The organism is Bacillus solitudinis (assembly GCF_002797395.1).
GTDB lineage: Bacteria > Bacillota > Bacilli > Bacillales > Bacillaceae_D > Halalkalibacter_A > Halalkalibacter_A solitudinis.
Genome location: NZ_KZ454943.1, coordinates 2,596,145 through 2,614,360, shown reverse-complemented (window position 1 = coordinate 2,614,360; position 18,216 = coordinate 2,596,145). Strand labels below are relative to the sequence as shown.

At 36.9% G+C, this 18,216-nt stretch carries 21 protein-coding genes; 5 read left to right on the top strand and 16 right to left on the bottom strand.

The window, feature by feature from the left end:
• Both CEF19_RS23525 and CEF19_RS12635 read left to right on the top strand, forming a co-directional pair.
• The coding region (locus CEF19_RS23525; RefSeq protein WP_198510282.1) for a Na-translocating system protein MpsC family protein at positions 1-162 on the top strand (162 nt) is incomplete at its 5' end.
• A 131-nt stretch (positions 163-293) separates the two neighbouring features.
• Positions 294-1,304, top strand: coding sequence for a sodium-dependent bicarbonate transport family permease (locus CEF19_RS12635; RefSeq protein WP_100406385.1), 1,011 nt, complete (start codon positions 294-296; stop codon positions 1,302-1,304).
• Between the two features lie 98 nt (positions 1,305-1,402).
• On the opposite strand, the gene CEF19_RS12630 is transcribed toward CEF19_RS12635, so the two are convergent.
• Both CEF19_RS12630 and CEF19_RS12625 read right to left on the bottom strand, forming a co-directional pair.
• Positions 1,403-2,332, bottom strand: a complete 930-nt coding sequence (locus CEF19_RS12630) for an alpha/beta fold hydrolase (RefSeq protein ID WP_157800959.1) — start codon at positions 2,330-2,332, stop codon at positions 1,403-1,405.
• Between the two features lie 221 nt (positions 2,333-2,553).
• On the bottom strand, positions 2,554-2,799 hold the full coding sequence (locus tag CEF19_RS12625) for a YozQ family protein (protein ID WP_100406383.1): 246 nt from the start codon (positions 2,797-2,799) through the stop codon (positions 2,554-2,556).
• Between the two features lie 215 nt (positions 2,800-3,014).
• On the opposite strand from CEF19_RS12625, the gene CEF19_RS23180 reads away from it, so the two are divergent.
• Positions 3,015-3,191, top strand: coding sequence for a hypothetical protein (locus tag CEF19_RS23180; RefSeq protein WP_157800958.1), 177 nt, complete (start codon positions 3,015-3,017; stop codon positions 3,189-3,191).
• A gap of 119 nt (positions 3,192-3,310) precedes the next feature.
• Here the strand turns inward: CEF19_RS23180 and phnE (CEF19_RS12620) are convergent, their stop codons facing one another.
• The 5 genes from phnE (CEF19_RS12620) to rlmD all read right to left on the bottom strand — a co-directional run bounded on the left by phnE (CEF19_RS12620) (position 3,311) and on the right by rlmD (position 8,534).
• A complete protein-coding gene (gene phnE, locus CEF19_RS12620) occupies positions 3,311-4,117 on the bottom strand; it encodes a phosphonate ABC transporter, permease protein PhnE (protein ID WP_100406382.1) in 807 nt (268 codons plus the stop codon).
• Entirely contained in the window at positions 4,114-4,920 is an 807-nt protein-coding gene (phnE, locus tag CEF19_RS12615) for a phosphonate ABC transporter, permease protein PhnE (RefSeq protein ID WP_100406381.1), read from the bottom strand. The genes phnE (CEF19_RS12620) and phnE (CEF19_RS12615) overlap by 4 nt, the downstream gene beginning before the upstream one ends.
• Positions 4,917-5,687, bottom strand: a complete 771-nt coding sequence (gene phnC / locus CEF19_RS12610; protein WP_100406380.1) for a phosphonate ABC transporter ATP-binding protein — start codon at positions 5,685-5,687, stop codon at positions 4,917-4,919. The genes phnE (CEF19_RS12615) and phnC overlap by 4 nt, the downstream gene beginning before the upstream one ends.
• A gap of 112 nt (positions 5,688-5,799) precedes the next feature.
• On the bottom strand, positions 5,800-6,720 hold the full coding sequence (locus CEF19_RS12605) for a phosphate/phosphite/phosphonate ABC transporter substrate-binding protein (protein WP_100406379.1): 921 nt from the start codon (positions 6,718-6,720) through the stop codon (positions 5,800-5,802).
• Positions 6,721-7,130: 410 nt separating this feature from the next.
• The gene (gene rlmD / locus CEF19_RS12600; protein WP_100406378.1) at positions 7,131-8,534 is read right to left on the bottom strand and encodes a 23S rRNA (uracil(1939)-C(5))-methyltransferase RlmD; all 1,404 of its coding nucleotides are present in this window, start codon (positions 8,532-8,534) and stop codon (positions 7,131-7,133) included.
• 137 nt (positions 8,535-8,671) lie between these two features.
• Here rlmD and CEF19_RS12595 point away from each other — a divergent pair, with 137 nt between their 5' ends.
• Positions 8,672-9,034, top strand: a complete 363-nt coding sequence (locus CEF19_RS12595) for a GAF domain-containing protein (protein ID WP_100406377.1) — start codon at positions 8,672-8,674, stop codon at positions 9,032-9,034.
• 49 nt (positions 9,035-9,083) lie between these two features.
• Here the strand turns inward: CEF19_RS12595 and pdaA are convergent, their stop codons facing one another.
• From pdaA to CEF19_RS12575, 4 genes are all read right to left on the bottom strand, one after another.
• Complete coding sequence (gene pdaA / locus CEF19_RS12590) at positions 9,084-9,887, bottom strand: delta-lactam-biosynthetic de-N-acetylase (protein ID WP_100406376.1); 804 nt, start codon at positions 9,885-9,887, stop codon at positions 9,084-9,086.
• 215 nt (positions 9,888-10,102) lie between these two features.
• Entirely contained in the window at positions 10,103-11,644 is a 1,542-nt protein-coding gene (locus tag CEF19_RS12585; protein WP_100406375.1) for a fumarate hydratase, read from the bottom strand.
• A gap of 155 nt (positions 11,645-11,799) precedes the next feature.
• Positions 11,800-12,441, bottom strand: coding sequence for a histidine phosphatase family protein (locus CEF19_RS12580; protein WP_100406374.1), 642 nt, complete (start codon positions 12,439-12,441; stop codon positions 11,800-11,802).
• A gap of 9 nt (positions 12,442-12,450) precedes the next feature.
• Positions 12,451-12,657: an SE1561 family protein gene (locus CEF19_RS12575; protein WP_406565353.1), complete on the bottom strand. Its 207-nt coding sequence runs from the start codon at positions 12,655-12,657 to the stop codon at positions 12,451-12,453.
• A 197-nt stretch (positions 12,658-12,854) separates the two neighbouring features.
• Here CEF19_RS12575 and yfkAB point away from each other — a divergent pair, with 197 nt between their 5' ends.
• The gene (gene yfkAB / locus CEF19_RS12570; protein WP_100408300.1) at positions 12,855-13,946 is read left to right on the top strand and encodes a radical SAM/CxCxxxxC motif protein YfkAB; all 1,092 of its coding nucleotides are present in this window, start codon (positions 12,855-12,857) and stop codon (positions 13,944-13,946) included.
• Between the two features lie 108 nt (positions 13,947-14,054).
• Here the strand turns inward: yfkAB and CEF19_RS12565 are convergent, their stop codons facing one another.
• The 5 genes from CEF19_RS12565 to CEF19_RS12550 form a co-directional block, all read right to left on the bottom strand.
• The gene (locus CEF19_RS12565; protein WP_406565351.1) at positions 14,055-14,861 is read right to left on the bottom strand and encodes a YfkD famly protein; all 807 of its coding nucleotides are present in this window, start codon (positions 14,859-14,861) and stop codon (positions 14,055-14,057) included.
• 158 nt (positions 14,862-15,019) lie between these two features.
• Positions 15,020-16,438, bottom strand: a complete 1,419-nt coding sequence (locus CEF19_RS12560) for an MATE family efflux transporter (RefSeq protein WP_100406372.1) — start codon at positions 16,436-16,438, stop codon at positions 15,020-15,022.
• Positions 16,439-16,821: 383 nt separating this feature from the next.
• Entirely contained in the window at positions 16,822-17,166 is a 345-nt protein-coding gene (locus tag CEF19_RS12555; RefSeq protein WP_227521979.1) for a coiled-coil domain-containing protein, read from the bottom strand.
• Between the two features lie 96 nt (positions 17,167-17,262).
• A complete protein-coding gene (locus CEF19_RS23520) occupies positions 17,263-17,409 on the bottom strand; it encodes a hypothetical protein (RefSeq protein ID WP_198510281.1) in 147 nt (48 codons plus the stop codon).
• A 308-nt stretch (positions 17,410-17,717) separates the two neighbouring features.
• Positions 17,718-18,152, bottom strand: coding sequence for a hypothetical protein (locus tag CEF19_RS12550; RefSeq protein ID WP_100406370.1), 435 nt, complete (start codon positions 18,150-18,152; stop codon positions 17,718-17,720).
• Between the last annotated feature and the right edge of the window lie 64 nt (positions 18,153-18,216).

Below are 18,216 nucleotides of genomic sequence, written 5' to 3'. Positions count from 1 at the left end.
CGTTCTGAATTAATTGAATCAGGAAGTGAGCAACTAAAAGTATTGTTAAGTAGCCTCACTGACATTCAAGTAGTTAGTTTCCATACAGATATTAGCACCCAAACGGGAGAACGGGTAATTGTCTTTACGTTAAGTGAAAATCTTGAACAAATTCTTAGTTAATATTTGGGTAGATTAGTTTTTCAGCGATGGAAGACAATAAACCAGCTTCAACGTTAAAACGTGAGGCTGTTTTTTTTTGTAAAAAAGCCTGAACCATAAGTTAGAGATTAAATTTAGGAGGATTTATTACGATGTTTGAATTAATTTTAACTTACTTTTTAACCCCAACAGTCTTGTTTTTTGCGGTTGGTTTATTAGCTTCCATTCTTCGTTCCGATTTAGAAATACCGAAAAGTATCGGAGACGCTTTAAGTCTTTATCTGCTCATCGCAATTGGTTTAAAAGGCGGGATTGAACTTTCAAAATATCCGTTGAGTGATCTAGTTCAACCTATAGCTGCAGCACTATTTCTCGGAACTGTTATCCCAGTCATAGTCCTTATTTTCCTTCGTAAAGTACTAAAACTAGACTTAGACAATTCAATTGCTCTTGCGGCAACTTATGGTTCGGTTAGTATTGTAACGTTTGGGGCCGCTCTAGCTTTTCTAGAAAACATGCAGACACCATTTGAAGGCTATATGAGTGGTCTAGTCGTTGTAATGGAGATACCTGCAATTTTTATTTCTTTGATGATTTTTCGATTTTTAGAGAAACCTGCAAATTTCCAAGTAGCGCGTCATCAAGTCGGAATTAGTGCCTTTTCTTCCACGCTTTTAAACAAAGAAGTTATTAAGGAAAGCCTATTTGGTAAAAGTGTTTATGTTCTAACAGCAAGTTTAGTCATAGGATTTGCCACTGCTAGTACAAGTATTGATATTATTAAACCTTTATTTATCGACCTATATCCAAGTGTATTAATGATTTTCTTACTTCATATGGGATTAATTGCAGGAAAACAGTTATCAGCATTACGTGAACATGGCCTTCCTTTAGTTCTTTTCGGAATTGCCCTTCCTCTTTTCAACGGAGCTCTCGGAATTATCACAGCGTCTTTTATCGGGCTATCCGTTGGTGGAGCAACGTTACTAGGCATCCTTTGTGCAAGTGCCTCTTATATTGCTGCACCAGCGGCACTACGAACATCAGTACCCGAAGCAAATCCATCTATCTATCTTGGACTTGCTCTTGGGATTACGTTTCCGTTTAATTTAGCTGTTGGCATTCCTATCTTCTATGCCTTGTCTCAATGGTTATACGGGTAACTGATATGGATTAATCTGTGGGACTTCATGTCCCGTAGAACGGTTGCAGAGTTCATTGCAGTAGTGGCCTAGTTTAACTCTTGACAACAAATCTTCAATCATGAACTGGAAAAGTAGCGTTTTATGATAGAAAAAGTTCTGTCACAAATTTCTTTCCTTTCATTCAATAACTGATGTTTGCCTTCATCAATTAATGTAATCTGTACATTGGGATAATGTTCTTGTAAAAACTTCATATTAAACTGCCAATCAACGGTTGTATCCTGATTTCCTTGAATAACAAGAATCGATGGATCCAACCCTAATTTATTCCCTACTTTATCAAACCAGTTATACATCGCTTTTACCCAACTTAATGGTGTTCTATCATGCTGCAGGGGATCTATCCTGCGAAAATCATTATAAATTGGGTTAGAGGTACTTTCTTTCGTTGTGCGCTTCAATTGCTGTGTGAAGGGTGAAGCAATATTTAATGCCACCTTTGAAGCAAACCACATATGAGATTTGAGTAAAGGTGAAACTAGGCATATCTTTCCAAAAGAGGCGGAATTTTCTTGTAGATAACTTAATGCAATGGCAGCTCCCGTACTATGTCCAATAAAATATATAGACTTAGAAGTATCTGCTAAAAAGGCTTGATAAATAGTTTCAAAATCCTCTATATAGTCTGAAAAATCGGCGATTGTTGCCCGTACTCCACCAGAAAGACCATGTCCTTCTAGGTCATAGGATATCACGTGAATTCCGTTCCTTGTTAAAAAGTTAATTAACCTGCTTAATGCGCCCGCGTGGTCAAAATATCCATGAAGAACTAGACAAATGGCCTTCGGTATACTCGGTCGAAAAGATTGAACATAAAGCGATGTATTTTTACCCTGTATATAGCCGGAATGATATGTAACCTTTGAGACATCGAATTGGTAAAAGGAGAGATACTCTTTCTTTTCATCATTTACCTGATCTTGTTGCCATTGAAAAGGTTGGTGCTCCTTTACAATGCTAAACAACGTATCATCAATGCTTCTCACACTCGACCCCCCTTCCTTTTTTCTTATCATAATATAGAAGAAACAGGGAAGAAAACAAAAAAGGTTGTCAAATAGAGAGGCAACTAAAAAAGGTCGGTTTTCGAGGGCACTGAAAAAGGGTACTTTTCCTATTTCAGTGCCCTCTTAATTTTCCCTTTTTCAATGGCCCTTTATTTCACTTTTTCAGTACTCTCCAAAAAGATTAATCTTCTCTCGAATGTTTAATTTCCTTTTTTGAATTGATTGCTTTTTCCATAGTTCTCTCTAGAAAGGTTAATATTATTTCCTTCATAATCATCAATTTTCCCATCAATTGTTCCCTCTGTAAGAGTATCATTTACTTGTTCATGAGTTTTTGCGAGCCCTTGTTCTACTTCTAAAGAGCTGTGAAAATCGGACGGTTGGTGTAAGTTTTCTGCTACTACATTGGCATCGTGTTGTGTTAATCCCTTTTTAGATTGCTTCATGGCTGGTCTCCTTTATTATAATTTCTTTAGTAGTTTGACCCATTCTAGCAACTGGTATTATAAAAAGTTTATCTTAGTTAGCATAAATATACATTAGGAACACTTAAAATTGTTTGATAATTACACAATCCACTGGCAGAGTCTTTGTTGCATAATTTCCCTCTAATAGCGGATACTTTATATTACTAATATAGCTGTTAACGGAGGGGAAATTCATGAAAAAAGTTCCAATCGGAAGTATTATCTTATTTATTGCTGCCCTTCTTTGGTTATTTCTTGCATTTACAGGAATCGGTAATTGGTCTACTCGTGTCTATACAATGCTTTTTATTTTATTTTCACTAGTAGGGGTAATTAATTGGCGGATGACTGACCGCGCTAATTCAGATTAAAAGCCGCAGGGGATGTGCCGTAAGGTCAGTTTAGACATTATGGCACATCCCCTTTTCTCAATATAAATTGATAGCAAAGATATTTACGGTTATAAGAGTAATTTCAAGACTATTGTTTGTTAGGTGAGGCGCTCACGGGCTTTACCAGATATTATATCAATAATTGCTACCATCATTATTACACCCAAAAGTATTATCCCAACACGTTCCCAATCACGTACACTTAAAGCAAAAATTAAAGGGGTCCCAATCCCTCCTGCTCCAATAACTCCAAGTATCGTAGCGGCTCGTACATTAATTTCAAAGCGATAGAGGATAAACGATACATAACTTGGCAATATTTGCGGAATGAGCGCAAACCATAATGTTTTAAGGGGGGTTGCTCCTGTTGCAATGAGAGCCTCGGACGGGCCTAAGTCTACACTTTCAATTTCCTCAGAAAACAATTTACCAAGCATCCCAATAGAACCAATTCCTAAAGCTAATACACCAGAGAAGGATCCTGGTCCAACCGCTTTTATAAATAGCAAAGCCATTATGATATCGGGGAAAACCCTGATAAAGCTAAGAGAAATTTTACTTGAACCTGACACGGCCCTATTAGCTACTATATTTTTCGCAGCAAAAAAAGAGATGGGGACACATAGCACTCCCCCAATAATTGTCCCTAAAAATGCAATTGCTAATGTGTCTAAAATTCCTCGTAGCAAATCTTCTCCAGCAGGATCATAGACATATTCCCAGTCCGGAGAAATAAGTCCGCTAAAAATTGCAGTAATGATTTGTTTAGAGGTTTCTTTGAACTCCAAAGCAGGAATACCCTGAAAAGCCCAGACATAAAGTAAAATAATAACTGCTAAAATAGTCAGTTGACCAAGTCTCTTACCTTTTTGTTCTGACTTTTGTACATTTCTTTGTTTTTTCATAATAACTTCTCCCGCAGCCTTGTACTAATATAATCAATGGCCAAAACAACAATTAATGTAAACATAATTATAGATGAGGTTTTATCATATTCAAAAAAGCCTAAAGTTTTTTCATAAAACAGACCGATTCCTCCTGCACCAACTAGTCCAAGTACAGCAGCTGCCCGTACATTGACCTCTAACGTATAAAGGACAAAGGAAGCGAACTGTGACAAAACCTGTGGAATAACACCATACATAATCCATTTAACTTTATTGGCACCAACTGCTGTCATTGCTTCGAGTGGTCCCTTATCAATCGCTTCTACTGATTCATAAAATAACTTACCTATAATCCCTAATGAAAAGCCTGTCAAAGCAAAGATACCAGCAACTGGTCCAATACCAAAAATGGCCACAAAAAGTGCAGCTAAAAGTAAGTCCGGTATCGTCCGAATTAAGTTCAGGAAGAACCTTGATGGAATAGTGACTAGCTTTGACCGAAAGATGTTTCGAGCCGAGCATAAAGCTAATGGAATTGCTAATAAAGCCCCAAAAGTTGTTCCTAACAAAGCCATTCGAATCGTTTCTAAAATGGGTTGTGTAATTTGACTAAAGTATCCAAAGTGCGGCGGTATCATCTTTACGATTAAGTCTCCCATATTCGGTAAACCGATGATAAGTTTAGGAAAGGAAAATTCGACTTGATGACCACTTAAGTAGATAAAAAGAATTAGTAAAATTGCTGTCCACATATGTTTTTTATTCTTTATTGAACGACGATAAGAAGAGATTTTCTCTGCCTGCACTTCAACAACTTTCATTGCATTGCCTCTAATAACTCTTCATTTTGGATCGGTCTACCATAAATTTCCGCGAATATAGCTTCAGATGCTTCTGCCACCGGCCCATCAAAAACCACTTCTCCAGCTCTTAATCCTATAATTCGGGTCGCATATTCTTTAGCTAAATCAATAAAATGGAGATTCACTACCATCGTAATCCCCAATTCTTCATTTATCCTTTTTAAATCATCCATTACTTGTTTTGTCGTAAGCGGATCTAAAGAAGCTGTAGGCTCGTCAGCTAATATTACTTTCGCTTCTTGAGCAAGTGCCCTTGCAATGGAAACCCGCTGTTGTTGCCCTCCTGACAGTTCATCAGCTCTAGAATATGCCTTCTCCAAAATATTGACTCGTTTTAATGCATCAAGTGACAAATTAATATCTTTTTCAGGAAATAAACCTAAAATCATCCGTAGCGTTGAATGGTACCCAACTCGACCAGAGAGGACATTGCGTAGCACAGAGGAGCGTTTTACTAAATTGAAATTCTGAAATATCATCCCAATATCTCTGCGTATGCGATACAATTTTCCTCCACGCGCTTTCGTAATTGAATGATTATTAACAATAATTTCTCCGCTACTTACCTCGTGTAGACGGTTAATAGAGCGAAGAAGTGTTGATTTTCCAGCACCTGAAAGTCCTACAATTACAACAAACTCCCCTTCACCAATCGTCAAATTAATATTATCTAATCCCTTTGTTCCGTTAGGATACGTTTTTGTGACATTATTAAATATAATCATAGCTACTCCTCTACAATATTTACTGATAAAAAGTGACTGAGAAATATCCTATTAACCTTGGATTTCACAGCCACCTTCCGCATTTACATTACACATTTTAAATTTGGTCTTACTACTCAGTTTTAACCTTTTCACCATACTCTCGAACAATATCAAAATTGCTATCAACTGAAGCCGCATATCCTTCATGAGAATAAATATCACGAATAATTTCACGACCTTCTTCATCTTTCCCAATGTTAATAAATGCCTGTTGAATCTTCTTATTTAGCTCTTCATCAAAGTCAGCACGAACAGCAATTGTGTCATTTGGGATGGCTTCAGTAAAATGTAAAACTCTTGTTTCTTCAAACACCTTAGGATAATCTCCTTGTACAATGTTTCTAGCATCTTGAAAGGTAACAGCGACATCAATATCTCCGTTTAATAACGCTAAGATAGCTTGGTCATGGCCTTTTAATGTAACCGGTGTAACATCATTTAACGGATCTAAACCAACATCCATTAAAGAAGCAGCTGGCCAAACATAACCTGCAGAAGAAGTAACATTTTGGTATCCAATTTTCTTACCTTTTAAATCTTTAAGACTGTTAATATCTGAATCAGCCTTTACAATAAACATTGATTTATAAAAATCTACCAGTTCCTCTGTTGGTGTACCATCATCGTTTACACCAAAACGCTCAGCCTGGAGTATTACCTCTGCTGCACCTTGTTCATTCGCTAATACGTAAGCAGTCGGTGGTAAGAATCCAACATCTACTTGCTTTGAAGCCATTGCTTCAACAATTGTATTATAGTCTGTTGAGACACTTACCTTTACTGGCATATCTAATTCTTCACTTAACAAATCTTCAAGTGGTTTTGCTTTCGCTTCAAGTGTATCAGCATTTTGTGATGGTACAAATTGAACTCGTAGCTCGTCTACCGTAGAAACAGAACTCCCATTAGCTGCATTTCCACTTCCACATCCAACCAAAAATCCTGCAGCAAGTGTTACCGTCATACCTACACCCAATATTCTTCTCAACATCATATAACCTCCAAATTATGTATAATTCTATTACAATAAATACTATAACTCACAAATGTTAGGCCAATATGGAGGCTATGTTTTAAAAACATTAATATTGTAAATATTTTGGCATAAAAAGAGGTTGCCCCATAAGGTTTTTTGAACCTTTGAGACAACCTCCAAGTAATAAGGAAACCTTGCAAGAATTCTATTAGTACAGACTAGTGAATGAATCTTATTGTCTTTAAAAAGTACAAGCAGAGCCTTTACTAAATTACTTTTAGAGAAAGTATATTAAAAATACGAGTAACTACTCCTTCTAGAGTGTACCCTGTTCTCAATTTCTCCAATCCTATCTCTTGCCTGTAAAGTCTCTATGTATTGCATCTAAAATACTGAACCCCATTCAAATGTTCTAGAGAACCTTGCTATCCTAAAGTAAGCAAGGTTACACTCTCCACTTGCGCTGTCCAAGGAAACATATCAACGGGTTGAATATGTTTTACCTGGTACCCATTTTTCCGTAACCTTTCAATATCTTTTGCTAGTGTAGATGGATTACAGGAAGCGTAGACAATTCGCTTCGGTTTTACCTCTATCATCGTTTTGAGAAGTTCTTCGTCACATCCTGACCGCGGCGGATCTACAATAATAACATCGGGTTTCCAACCAGACTTCACCCATTTCGGAAGCCATTTCTCAGCTTTTCCTACTTCATAGGTCATATGCTGATGACCCTGTTCTTTAGCATTCCTCCTTGCGTCCATAATCGATTCTTCAATAATATCCATCCCACGTATCTCTCCTGCCTCCTTAGCTAACCAAAGGCCAATCGTCCCAACCCCACAATACGCATCAACCACCTTTTCGGTGCCAGTCAGTTTAGCTGCAGCTTTTACCTCATTATACAGGTGTACAGTTTGTAATGGGTTCAATTGAAAAAAGGCTCTTGCTGACAAGCGAAATGTTATATCTCCAAGGACTTCCTGAATAACTTCTTCCCCCTCAAGATGAATTGTTTCTTCGCCAAAAATTAATGATGTTTTTTTACCATTAACGTTTTGAATAATTGAAGTAACTTCTGGAATTCTTTTTTGAATCTCTGATACAATTGCTTCTAAACGAGGTATGTCCGATTTTGTTGTAACAAGGACTACTTGAATATGTCCACTTTCGAATCCAACTCTTGTTACGATCGTTCGTACATCTCCCTTATTCTTACGTTCATTATAAATCGATATATTAAAATCACTCAATATTTGTTTAATTACCGTTGTTACTCGATTAGAGGCTGGATGTTGTACCATACAATCTGTTAGATCGATAAGTTCGTGAGAATTCATGGCAAAAAGACCCGCTAACACCTTTTCACCTTTCTTTGCCACTTGAAGTTGACTTTTATTTCGATAATACCAGGGATCCTCCATTCCTATTGTTTCCCTTATATCCAAATTTTCAGTAGTCAATCGTGTATGTCTTTCAAAAGCTTGTTTCATAATATCTCGCTTTTCTCGCAATGTCGCTTCGTAATTTAAATGTTGAAGTTGACAACCTCCACATTCGTTATAAATAGGGCAAGGTGGAGTAATTCGCTCTTTTGAAGCGGTCCTAATTTTCACTATTTTCGCCTCTGAAAAACGAGGACTTGTTTTTGTTATTTCTGCCACGATTTCTTCATTCGGTAAAGCTCCTGGGACGAATACAACTTGACGTTTAAAATAGCCCACACCTTCTCCATTAATTCCAAGTCGTTTTATCGTTAATGGAAGCTTTTGTCCAATTTCTATGGATACCGATTGCTGCAGACCCTTTTTTTGCTTATCTTGGTTCATTTTTTTCAACTCCGTCCATAATTTCGCGCCTCAATTATAGCATGTTCCTGCCATTCTTCCTAAACTTACTAGCGATATTTCTGTATATTCTCTGCTAAAATAGTAGCAGGAAACGAACAGTGAAGGAGAGATGGATTTTGTCTATACCAACCGATGTTGCATCATTACAAATAATGGCTCATGTCTATAAAAAGGAAGGACTTCAGTCAATTTTTAACAAAACTGTGGAAAGTCTCGTAGCAGAAGTGCCTTATATTAATTGGGTCGGAATTTATATGTATGAAAATCTTGACCACAAATTGGTGGCAGCCTCTAATATGGAGGATGATTTACGGTGGGAATGTAATGGCGAACTTAAATTCCCCATTAAAAATTCTTCCAATAAAGAGATTGGCATGATGATTGTTCGCAGCCGTCAACCAATTGCATTTGATGTTACGGATGTAAGTACACTTGAAACGATTGCAGAAGCTATTGGGCAAGAAAGTTTTGCCAACTAGTAAATTGGGTGTTTGAAAAGTCTGCCATGACTTTTCAAACACCCTTTCTTCATGGGAAAGGAAGCTCCTCAAGCTTTTTTTGCAGCATCATCTCATCAAGGCTTTTGAATTCATATCCTTGTTTCCTTGCATCGTCTATCACTCGTGGTAGAGCCTCTGCATTATCAGAAGAAACGGAATGGATAAGCATAATGGCTCCAGGATGAATTCGTTTCATTATTTGTTCATATGCGTATTGTCCACCTTTTTGTTTATCAATTTCCCAGTCCTTATACGCCATCGACCAAAATACGTTTGTATACCCCATCTTATTTGATAATGCCAGTGAACGCTCACTAAATTGTCCTCTTGGAGCACGCAGATAGTTCATTTCTTTTACACCCGTTATTTCAGTAAACCGTTCTTTCACCTTTGTAAGTTCTTCAATTAACCGACCATCCCCTACCTCAGGGAGACTAGGATGATGCCAGGAATGATTTCCTACGATATGTCCTTCCTCAACCATTCGTTGGACAAGTTCCGTTGCATTATTTAAATAATGGCCGGTAACAAAAAAAGTTGCGGGAACCTCTTTTTCCTTTAGGACATCGAGGACCTTCTCTGTATAGCCATTTTCGTAGCCATTATCGAAAGTTAAATATATCTCCTTCTTTGATGTGTCCCCAATAAAAAAACTACTATGTTTCTCAAGTAGCTCTAAATAATGTGGCTCTGTTGTAACAGGCTTATTGTCTTTTTCTGGTTTAAAGCTCCAATTATATGTTTTATTTTCATAGCCAAACGCATCTGTAGCTAGACAACAAAATAAATACATCAAAATCAATGGAGCAAGGAGTGTTGTTTTTCTAAGCATGTATATCATTCTCCCTTATTTTTTTATTAGTTTATCCCTGTCTTTTTTCTTTATGTATGCCTTTCATTTCAAAAAAAGGTTCGCATCCATCGCAAAAAAGGTATATCAAAGGTTGAATCGCACCTTTTGATATACCTTGAATTTAGTTTTATTGGAATCCTATCTATCACAAGAACCTGACTCTCCTCTTTTCCATTCGAAAGAAAAAGTTTTCTTTATTTGAAGACTGGCTCTTTAAATTCTGCTAACTTTTCAAGTGATGATTTTTCAACGTCTGCATGGAGACTATTTCCATGGGAATCCATAGTTACAATCGCCGCAAATCCTTCTACTTCAAGATGCCACATAGCTTCGGGTATGCCAAATTCCATTAAATCTACACCTTTTACACCTTTAATACAATTAGCATAATATTGAGCTGCTCCACCAATTGCATTAAGATATACGCCTCCATGCTCTTGTAGTGCTTTAAGTGTTTTTGGACCCATACCGCCTTTACCCATCACTGCACGAATTCCGAACTTTTTCATGATATCTCCTTGGTAAGGCTCCTCACGAATACTTGTTGTTGGACCTGCAGCTTTTACATGCCACTCACCTTGTTCATCCTTTAACATAACAGGACCGCAATGATAAATGATTTGACCGTTTAAATCAATTGGTGCCTCATGCTCCATTAAGTGATGATGAATTGCATCACGACCGGTATGCATCATACCATTAATGATAACAACATCCCCTACCTTTAATTTACGAATTTGTTCTTCGGTTACTGGAGCCTCTAGAACAACTTCACGAACGTCTTTCTTTTCCTCTGTTGCTGCCACTTCTTCAGAGGGATCGTTTAAATCAACACGCTCTCCATCTTTGTATAACCAGTCTTGAATTTCACCCGTGTTTTGGTCAAGAACAACACCCAGACGACGATAAGCCCAGCAATTATAAGCAACGGAAACAAAGAAGCTTGCCGGTAAGCGGTTCATTGCTCCTACTTTACAGCCAAGTAGTGTTGCTTCTCCCCCGAAACCCATTGTTCCAATTCCAAGCTTGTTAGCGTTTACTAAGACGTAATCTTCCAATTTACGTAAATCTTCAACAGGGTTTACGTCATCTACTGTACGAAATAGTTGTTCTTTGGCAAGCGAATAACTTGTTGTACGGTCCCCACCAATACCAACACCAATAAATCCTGCACTACAACCTTGCCCTTGAGCTTGATACACTGAGTGCATAACACATTTACGAATACCATCTAAATCACGACCAGCTCGACCAAGTCCCTCTATCTCTGCTGGTAGGCTATATTGAATATTTTTATTTTCACAGCCTCCGCCTTTTAAAATCAAACGAACATCAATGACATCTTCTTCCCATTGTGAAAAGTGGATGACCGGCGTTCCCGCACCAAGATTATTACCGCTATTTTCACCTGTTAACGAGTCAACCGAATTGGGACGAAGTTTGCCATCTTTGGTTGCTTGTTCCATTGCAGCATAAATTGCTTTCTTCAACTTTATTTGGTTAACTCCAATTGGCGTTTTAATTTCAAAAGTTGGCATCCCCGTATCCTGACAAATCGGAGAAACTTTTTCATCGGCCATATGAATATTTTCCGAAATGGTCGAAAGCGACAACGCTGCACGTGTTCCTGCATTTTCCTTTGTCTTTGCAGTAGCAATCGCACGTCGAACATCATTTGGTAAATTTGTTGAGGTTTCAACAATTAACTGATAAATACTTTCTTGTAACTTCTCCACTTTTCACATCTCCCTTTCAGGTTCTATCTTTTTTGGGTCTCCATTCTATTATACTGCTAGTCTAAACATTCCGAAAGTCCTTATCCCAATGGATTAAAATCCCCAAAAAAAGAGACGAAAAGGCGGCAATACCGACCATTTACGTCCCTCAGCTTCTAACTACAGTAGCCCTTTTTTTGATCCTCTTTATCAAAGATAAGATGGTTATTTCGATTAACATAGTGAAAAAGTGGTGAATTACCAATACCTTTCCACTCAATATGGGTAATACTAGTATTATCAATTTGAAAGGGGCGATGCTTATCCTTCCATGCGTCACCAAGCATTAAATACATAAGAAAAATACTAATAAACCCTCCGTGAGAAACAATCGCTACGTTATGTTTAGAATGAGCTCTTTGTAACTGATTAACGACATATCTACAGCGTTCTGTTAAGGTATTAGTTGTTTCCGTTCCCATTACTCCTGATGTTAAAATTGAGCGTTCCTTTGCTTCAGGGTACTGCAAAAAGATTTCTTCCCGGCTTAAGCCTTGAAAGGGACCCAGATAAACTTCTCTTACTTTATCCCATTTATGGACATTTGCCTCTTTGTTTTTTGCAATAGCATACGCTGTTTGATAAGCCCGCTCTAAATCACTACTATAAATATAATCCAATTGTGTTGTTTTAAAGAATTCACCTACGAGCTCAGCTTGCCGCTTTCCTAAGTCTGAGAGTTCAAAGTCTAAGCACCCTTGAATTTTCCCTAATTTATTCCCTACCGATTCACCGTGACGTATTAAGAAAAGATTCATCACTCACACCTACTCAGCCCAGTCATAGCGGAATTGTTTACACTTTGTTTCAATATCATCTAGCATCTTTAATAAACGGTCAATTTCATCAACGCCTGCTACTTCAGCATCAATAGAATCTAAAACAGTCATTAACATTTCAAATCTTCCTTGCAAATACTTCATTTGCTCTGCTTTATTATGAACGGGTCCACCCAATTCATACCACTCCTTCACCAGTCCTCTTAACGTATAAAGTGTAACAAATTCTCTATTTTTTCACAATAAACGTCATTTACTTCTTTTTTCTCACCCTTTTTTTATAGAGGTAAATTAAAAAGCTTTTTCGGCATGTACTTTTACGTTATGATGGGATGAAGCACCTTTCTTAAAAAAGGAGATAGATTCCTGTGGTACACACATCTTTACCGAAAATGACCCCCTTTAATGACCCGTGGGAAGCATACGAAGATATTCACACATATGGAGAGTCCCGTTTAACAAATATTGAGTTAACGACTACAACTCTATGTAATATGCGTTGTGAACATTGTGCAGTGGGTTATACACTACAAGTGAAGGATCCCACACCCTTACCTCTTGATATGATTATAAAACGTCTTGATGAGATTCCACACCTTCGTGCATTTAGCATAACCGGTGGGGAACCAATGCTCTCACTTAAGTCAGTTAATAATTATGTGGTCCCGTTGCTTGAGTATGCTCATGGACGTGGAGCAAGGACACAAATTAATTCAAACCTCACACTAGAACTTAATCGATATGAGAAAATTATTCCTTATCTTGATGTTCTCCATATCTCTCATAATTATGGAACTCCTGAAGACTTTGCTGAAATCGGATTTGCGGTAATGGATAGAAAGCCTACTTATGAAAGACGAATACAATTGTTTAAGCAAATGGTTGAAAATGCAAAGGAATTGACAAGTCAGGGAGTAATGATTTCCGCTGAAACGATGATTAATAAACGAACCCTTCCTCATCTTGAACAAATCCATGAGCAAATTATTCAAATGGGCTGTCAGCGACATGAGGTTCATCCTATGTATCCAAGTGACTTTGCAAGCCACATAGAAGTAGCAAGCCTTCCTGAAATCCGAAAGGGAATTCACCGGCTACTTGATAATAGAAATAAAGATGTATGGATGCTTTTTGGTACATTACCTTTTTATCCATGCAGCATGAATGATGAAGATTTATTGCTACAAAGGCGTTTACAATCCGAAAGAAATGTCACTGTTCGAAATGATCCTGATGGTCGTTCACGATTAAACGTTAATATTTTTGATGGTAATATTATTGTGACTGATTTTGGAGATACTCCGCCTTTAGGAAATATTCAAACGACAAAACTCCAAGATGCTTATGATTCTTGGAAGGAAAGTGCCATTGCAAAATCATTGTCTTGCCATTGTGAAAGTGTTAAATGCTTAGGTCCGAATGTTCTTGTTAAAGACATGTACTACCCAGATATTGACTTTTCAAAACGAAAGAGTAATATTTAAGAAGGCGCGCAACAGCCTTTCCTAAGCGATGCGTAGAGCCGCTCTTCATTAATCACTCAAAAAAGTGTACCAGAAGGTTTTATTTTAATCTTCTGGTACACCTTTTTTTTATCTAGGTTGATTAGCTGCAAAAAAGGAAAATGATAAATTGTCTTGAACAGGAATCCAAGCACTAATGCCTTGCTGAGTTACATTTTTCACTTCAAGCTTACGTTTACTACCCTTAAATGTCAGATATACCTCTCCGTAAGTAACCTTTCCTTTCTCATTTGCTGCTGGAACATAACTATGCAAATACCCCAGCTGTTTAGCGGGAATATTGTACGTCTGCCCTTTTTTTGTCCCTTGCCCAATAACCGTTTCAAAGGCTAACGGTAAGTTTGTATACTCTACTGCTTTAATCATCATCATTTTCTTCACGGCTTCACTATTTGGGATTTTTGCCGTTAGACCCCCATTCACCTTTTTTTGTTGTTCCTGGGAATACGTAAGAATTTGGGGAGTTCGTCCACCTCGATTATCTACATAATTCGTATTCACTTTTTTAAATTGCCAATTTACTTCTGTTCCATCTGACTTATAAGCAAGTGGCCATTCGCCCAAATAAATTGAAGCTCGAAATCCAAGTGCCAACTTACTACTATTAATTGTCGACTCGTTTAAAATTCTAATTAAGTCTGGATTTTCAATTTCAACCTCTGTTGAATCTAATAACTCTTGAGCTAGTTGACTTGGTTGTAAGTAAGGTAAGTCCTGAGTGGGATTCGTATAGGTGTTTTCTTTGGAAATGTTTAATACTGAGTCCGGTATTGTAAATTTCTTTTTCTCCTCTTTTTTTCCTCCGTCTTCAGCAAAAGCTGAGAACGACATGCTCATTACCATTAGCATAACTACCACTGCGATCATTCGTTTCAACGAAAATTCCCCCTTGGAAACATTATGGTTATTTATATTTTTCGCTGAAACAAAAAAAATATCCACTACGGTCACAAATAAAGGTTTTAATTAGGACCCTATTGAAATATAGGTAAAACATAGTACCTTTTTCAGTGCCCTCTTTTAATTGATATTGGCTAATGCTGTTTACGACATTCATCGTCTTCATTTGTCGTAGCTATTTCTCCAATTGAGTTCCCTCTTGTCATTTCGTCAACTTTCTCACTAACATTCCGCCAATTTCCGAGGAAATAATATCCCATCGCTACAATACTGCTTATAACAAAACTCGCACCCATTCCTAACGAGATGCCCACTTCCCCAAACCAATTTGAGAAAAGATATGTAAGTGGAAATCTTAAAATCCAAAAAGAAATAATATTAAGTATTAGCACTGGAACCATTGCTCCTGAAGCTCTTACAATACCGTTTAGCACAAAGTTAATTCCTAAAAACGGATAGAAAAAAGCAATTGTTCTTACATAAGTTGTCCCAAATTCCACCGTTGATTGATCTTGTATAAACATTCGAACAAGTGGTTCTGCCCAGATGAATATTAGAGTACTGATGGTTAAGGAAATAGTTATAATTAGAATGATGCCCTGTTTTGCTATATCGTGAACTCGCTGCCAAAGATTAGCACCAATATTCTGACCAGCCATACTGTTTACAGCTGATCCTAAGGTCAAGGCAGGTAGCATAATGAGACTATCTAATCGCTGGACAGCTCCGAAACCTGCTACAACCTCTTCCCCGAACCCTGTGACTACAGACATAATTGCTAAAACCCCAGCTGATATTGCCATCATCGATAATCCAGATGGCAAACCCAACTTCAATAAGACAAGAAAATATTTCTTCTCTGGAAGTTTCGGTATGGTAAATGGGACACCAGCCTTGTAAATAGAAAAAAATAAGCCATAAAAAAACGCTGTTGCTTGAGAAATAATTGTTGCATAAGCTGCACCATTAATCCCTAAATCAAACACACTAATAAAAATCGGGTTCAGGATGATATTTAAAACAACGGCTACCGAAATAAAACGAATTGGTGTTTTACTATCCCCTAATGCACGTAAAACAGTGCCGATAAAATTATAACCAAACAAAAATAGAATTCCAACAAAGTTAATTTGTAAATAGGTTTGCGCTAATGGCAGAATTGTTTCTGGGGTTCCTAACAACTCTAAAATTTTCCCCGAAAATAATAAACCAATGATGCCCAAAGCTATCGCTAAACCACCAAGAACAAATACAAAGGAATTCAAAGAATCCTGTAAACCTTGCTTATCATTAGCCCCCCGACGTTGTGATAAAACCGTAAGTGTAGCTCCATTCACACCAATAATAAACGATAATATCGTAAATATAACGGATCCTGAAATTGCAATAGCTCCCAAACCATTTGGACCTATTAAATTACCTACCCATAAAGAATCAATGAGTTGATAGGAGGTTTGTAATAAATTACTTAAAAATATCGGCCAAGAATATATAACCATTTTTTTAGCGATTTTCCCATCTGTAAAATCAATTTGATTGGCGTACGTTTTCATCTTACTCCTCTTCTTTCTCTAAGAACCTCATCCATTCTAAGCTTAAATCCTCTAATTCCTCTTCTATTCTAACTGAAAATCTTCACGTAGTCATAAAAAAAGAGGTGACCAACACAATGTGGTCACCTCTTCATCACCAAAGCCTTCAAATGTATTAGTATTCAATAGTCAATCTGGGGTAGAAACGATTTTTCTCTTTCAGAAACACCTCATCTCATTCATGTTCATCACATTCTTGAAATTACCTGTGCACTGTCCAATGTAATCACCTCAATAGCCCTATTGCTGTTTGAACATCAAACTCGAAGTTATTGGTGAATGAGAAGTTATTAACTCCTCGCTCATTATTATGGTTAGGTCTTTATAAATATATACCTGTTATTTTACTTTTTTAATTGCTTTACTTCTTCTGCCGCTTCTTTTGTTGCTTTTACAATTTCCTCAGATCTCTCTTTAAGGTGTTTTACAGTGGAAGTAAGCTTTTTAATATCTTCTGTTATGTCTTGAACCACATTCGAAACCTCTCTGGCAGTTGTCTTTACCTGATTGAAAATACCTTGTCTATTCTCTCTTATAAAAGAAACCATTTCAGATGACTGCTGTTTAATGTCTTCTGCTTCCTCAAAGACCTTAGAGCGCCACTCTTTTTTTAGTAACACTACAGATAAGGCTACAACTCCACCAACCCATAAGCCCGTGCAAACGGACTGACATTTTTTCTTCTCCAATTGTAAATCCCCCTTCCCGATATCATACCTTCATTTTACCAATATTCACATAAAAAAAGAAAGAGATGCTAACCGAAGTTACCATCTCAAATCATCTTAATTATATACCTGTATGAGAAAATCATTAGTTTCGTCTTTTTCGAAACCATTATGATTTACTTTTTTTAGTTCATTTAATTCTACTGTTAATTTCTCTATTTTCTTTTGCATAGCATCAATCATTTTCTTTTCTGATACTGTCATCACGAATCTCCTCCTAAAAGATGATTATAAATCTAAAGCACCCACTGAACAACCGCTCAATTTTATTATAAAAATAACATATTTAATTTTTTTATTATTAAAAACATTTTAACAAATTATTCACTTCTTTGTAAACCCTTTAATAGCATATTTATTAAATAAATATTTACCCACAAGTTCACATTTTACCTGTGGGTAAATAAGTCTTTTCTTGTTTATAATCCTGTGTATAAACACATCCCCAACCTGTGGACAATGTTGATAAGTCTGTGTATTACTTTATTTTTAATTGATCAACTTGTGGATAACTATATTTTTTCTGCATATCGTTCTAGCTGTCTCAATAAAATCCCTTCATAGTGGTTCAAATGTAAAGTTTCTTGCAGTAATTGGATGACATATGGGTTAATCACTTGTTGAAGAAGCCCCGATAATGAATTACGTCGTTGTTCAACTATTTCCCTTTGACTCTGTAGACCCTTTTTATAAGATACAGGTTTTCGAAAAACTTCTTGCTCCACTTGAACTTGGTTACTTGTTATATACCTATAAATATTCCTTAATGTATCAAACTGTTGTTTTCTACTTTTTACTATTTGCCTTAATAAATATTGCTCTTGCTCTGTTTCAGAAATAACTAGTAAGTAATCAAGAGTTAGTATATCTTTACTTTCGGTTTGAAGTAAACGCTCTAATGCTTTCACTCTGATTTGACGTTGAATAGAATAATCTTCCCATCTCATTGTTAACACCTCGACCTTCTTCTCCCCTTCGAAAGATTAATATTAAAACTTATCTTCGTTTGAA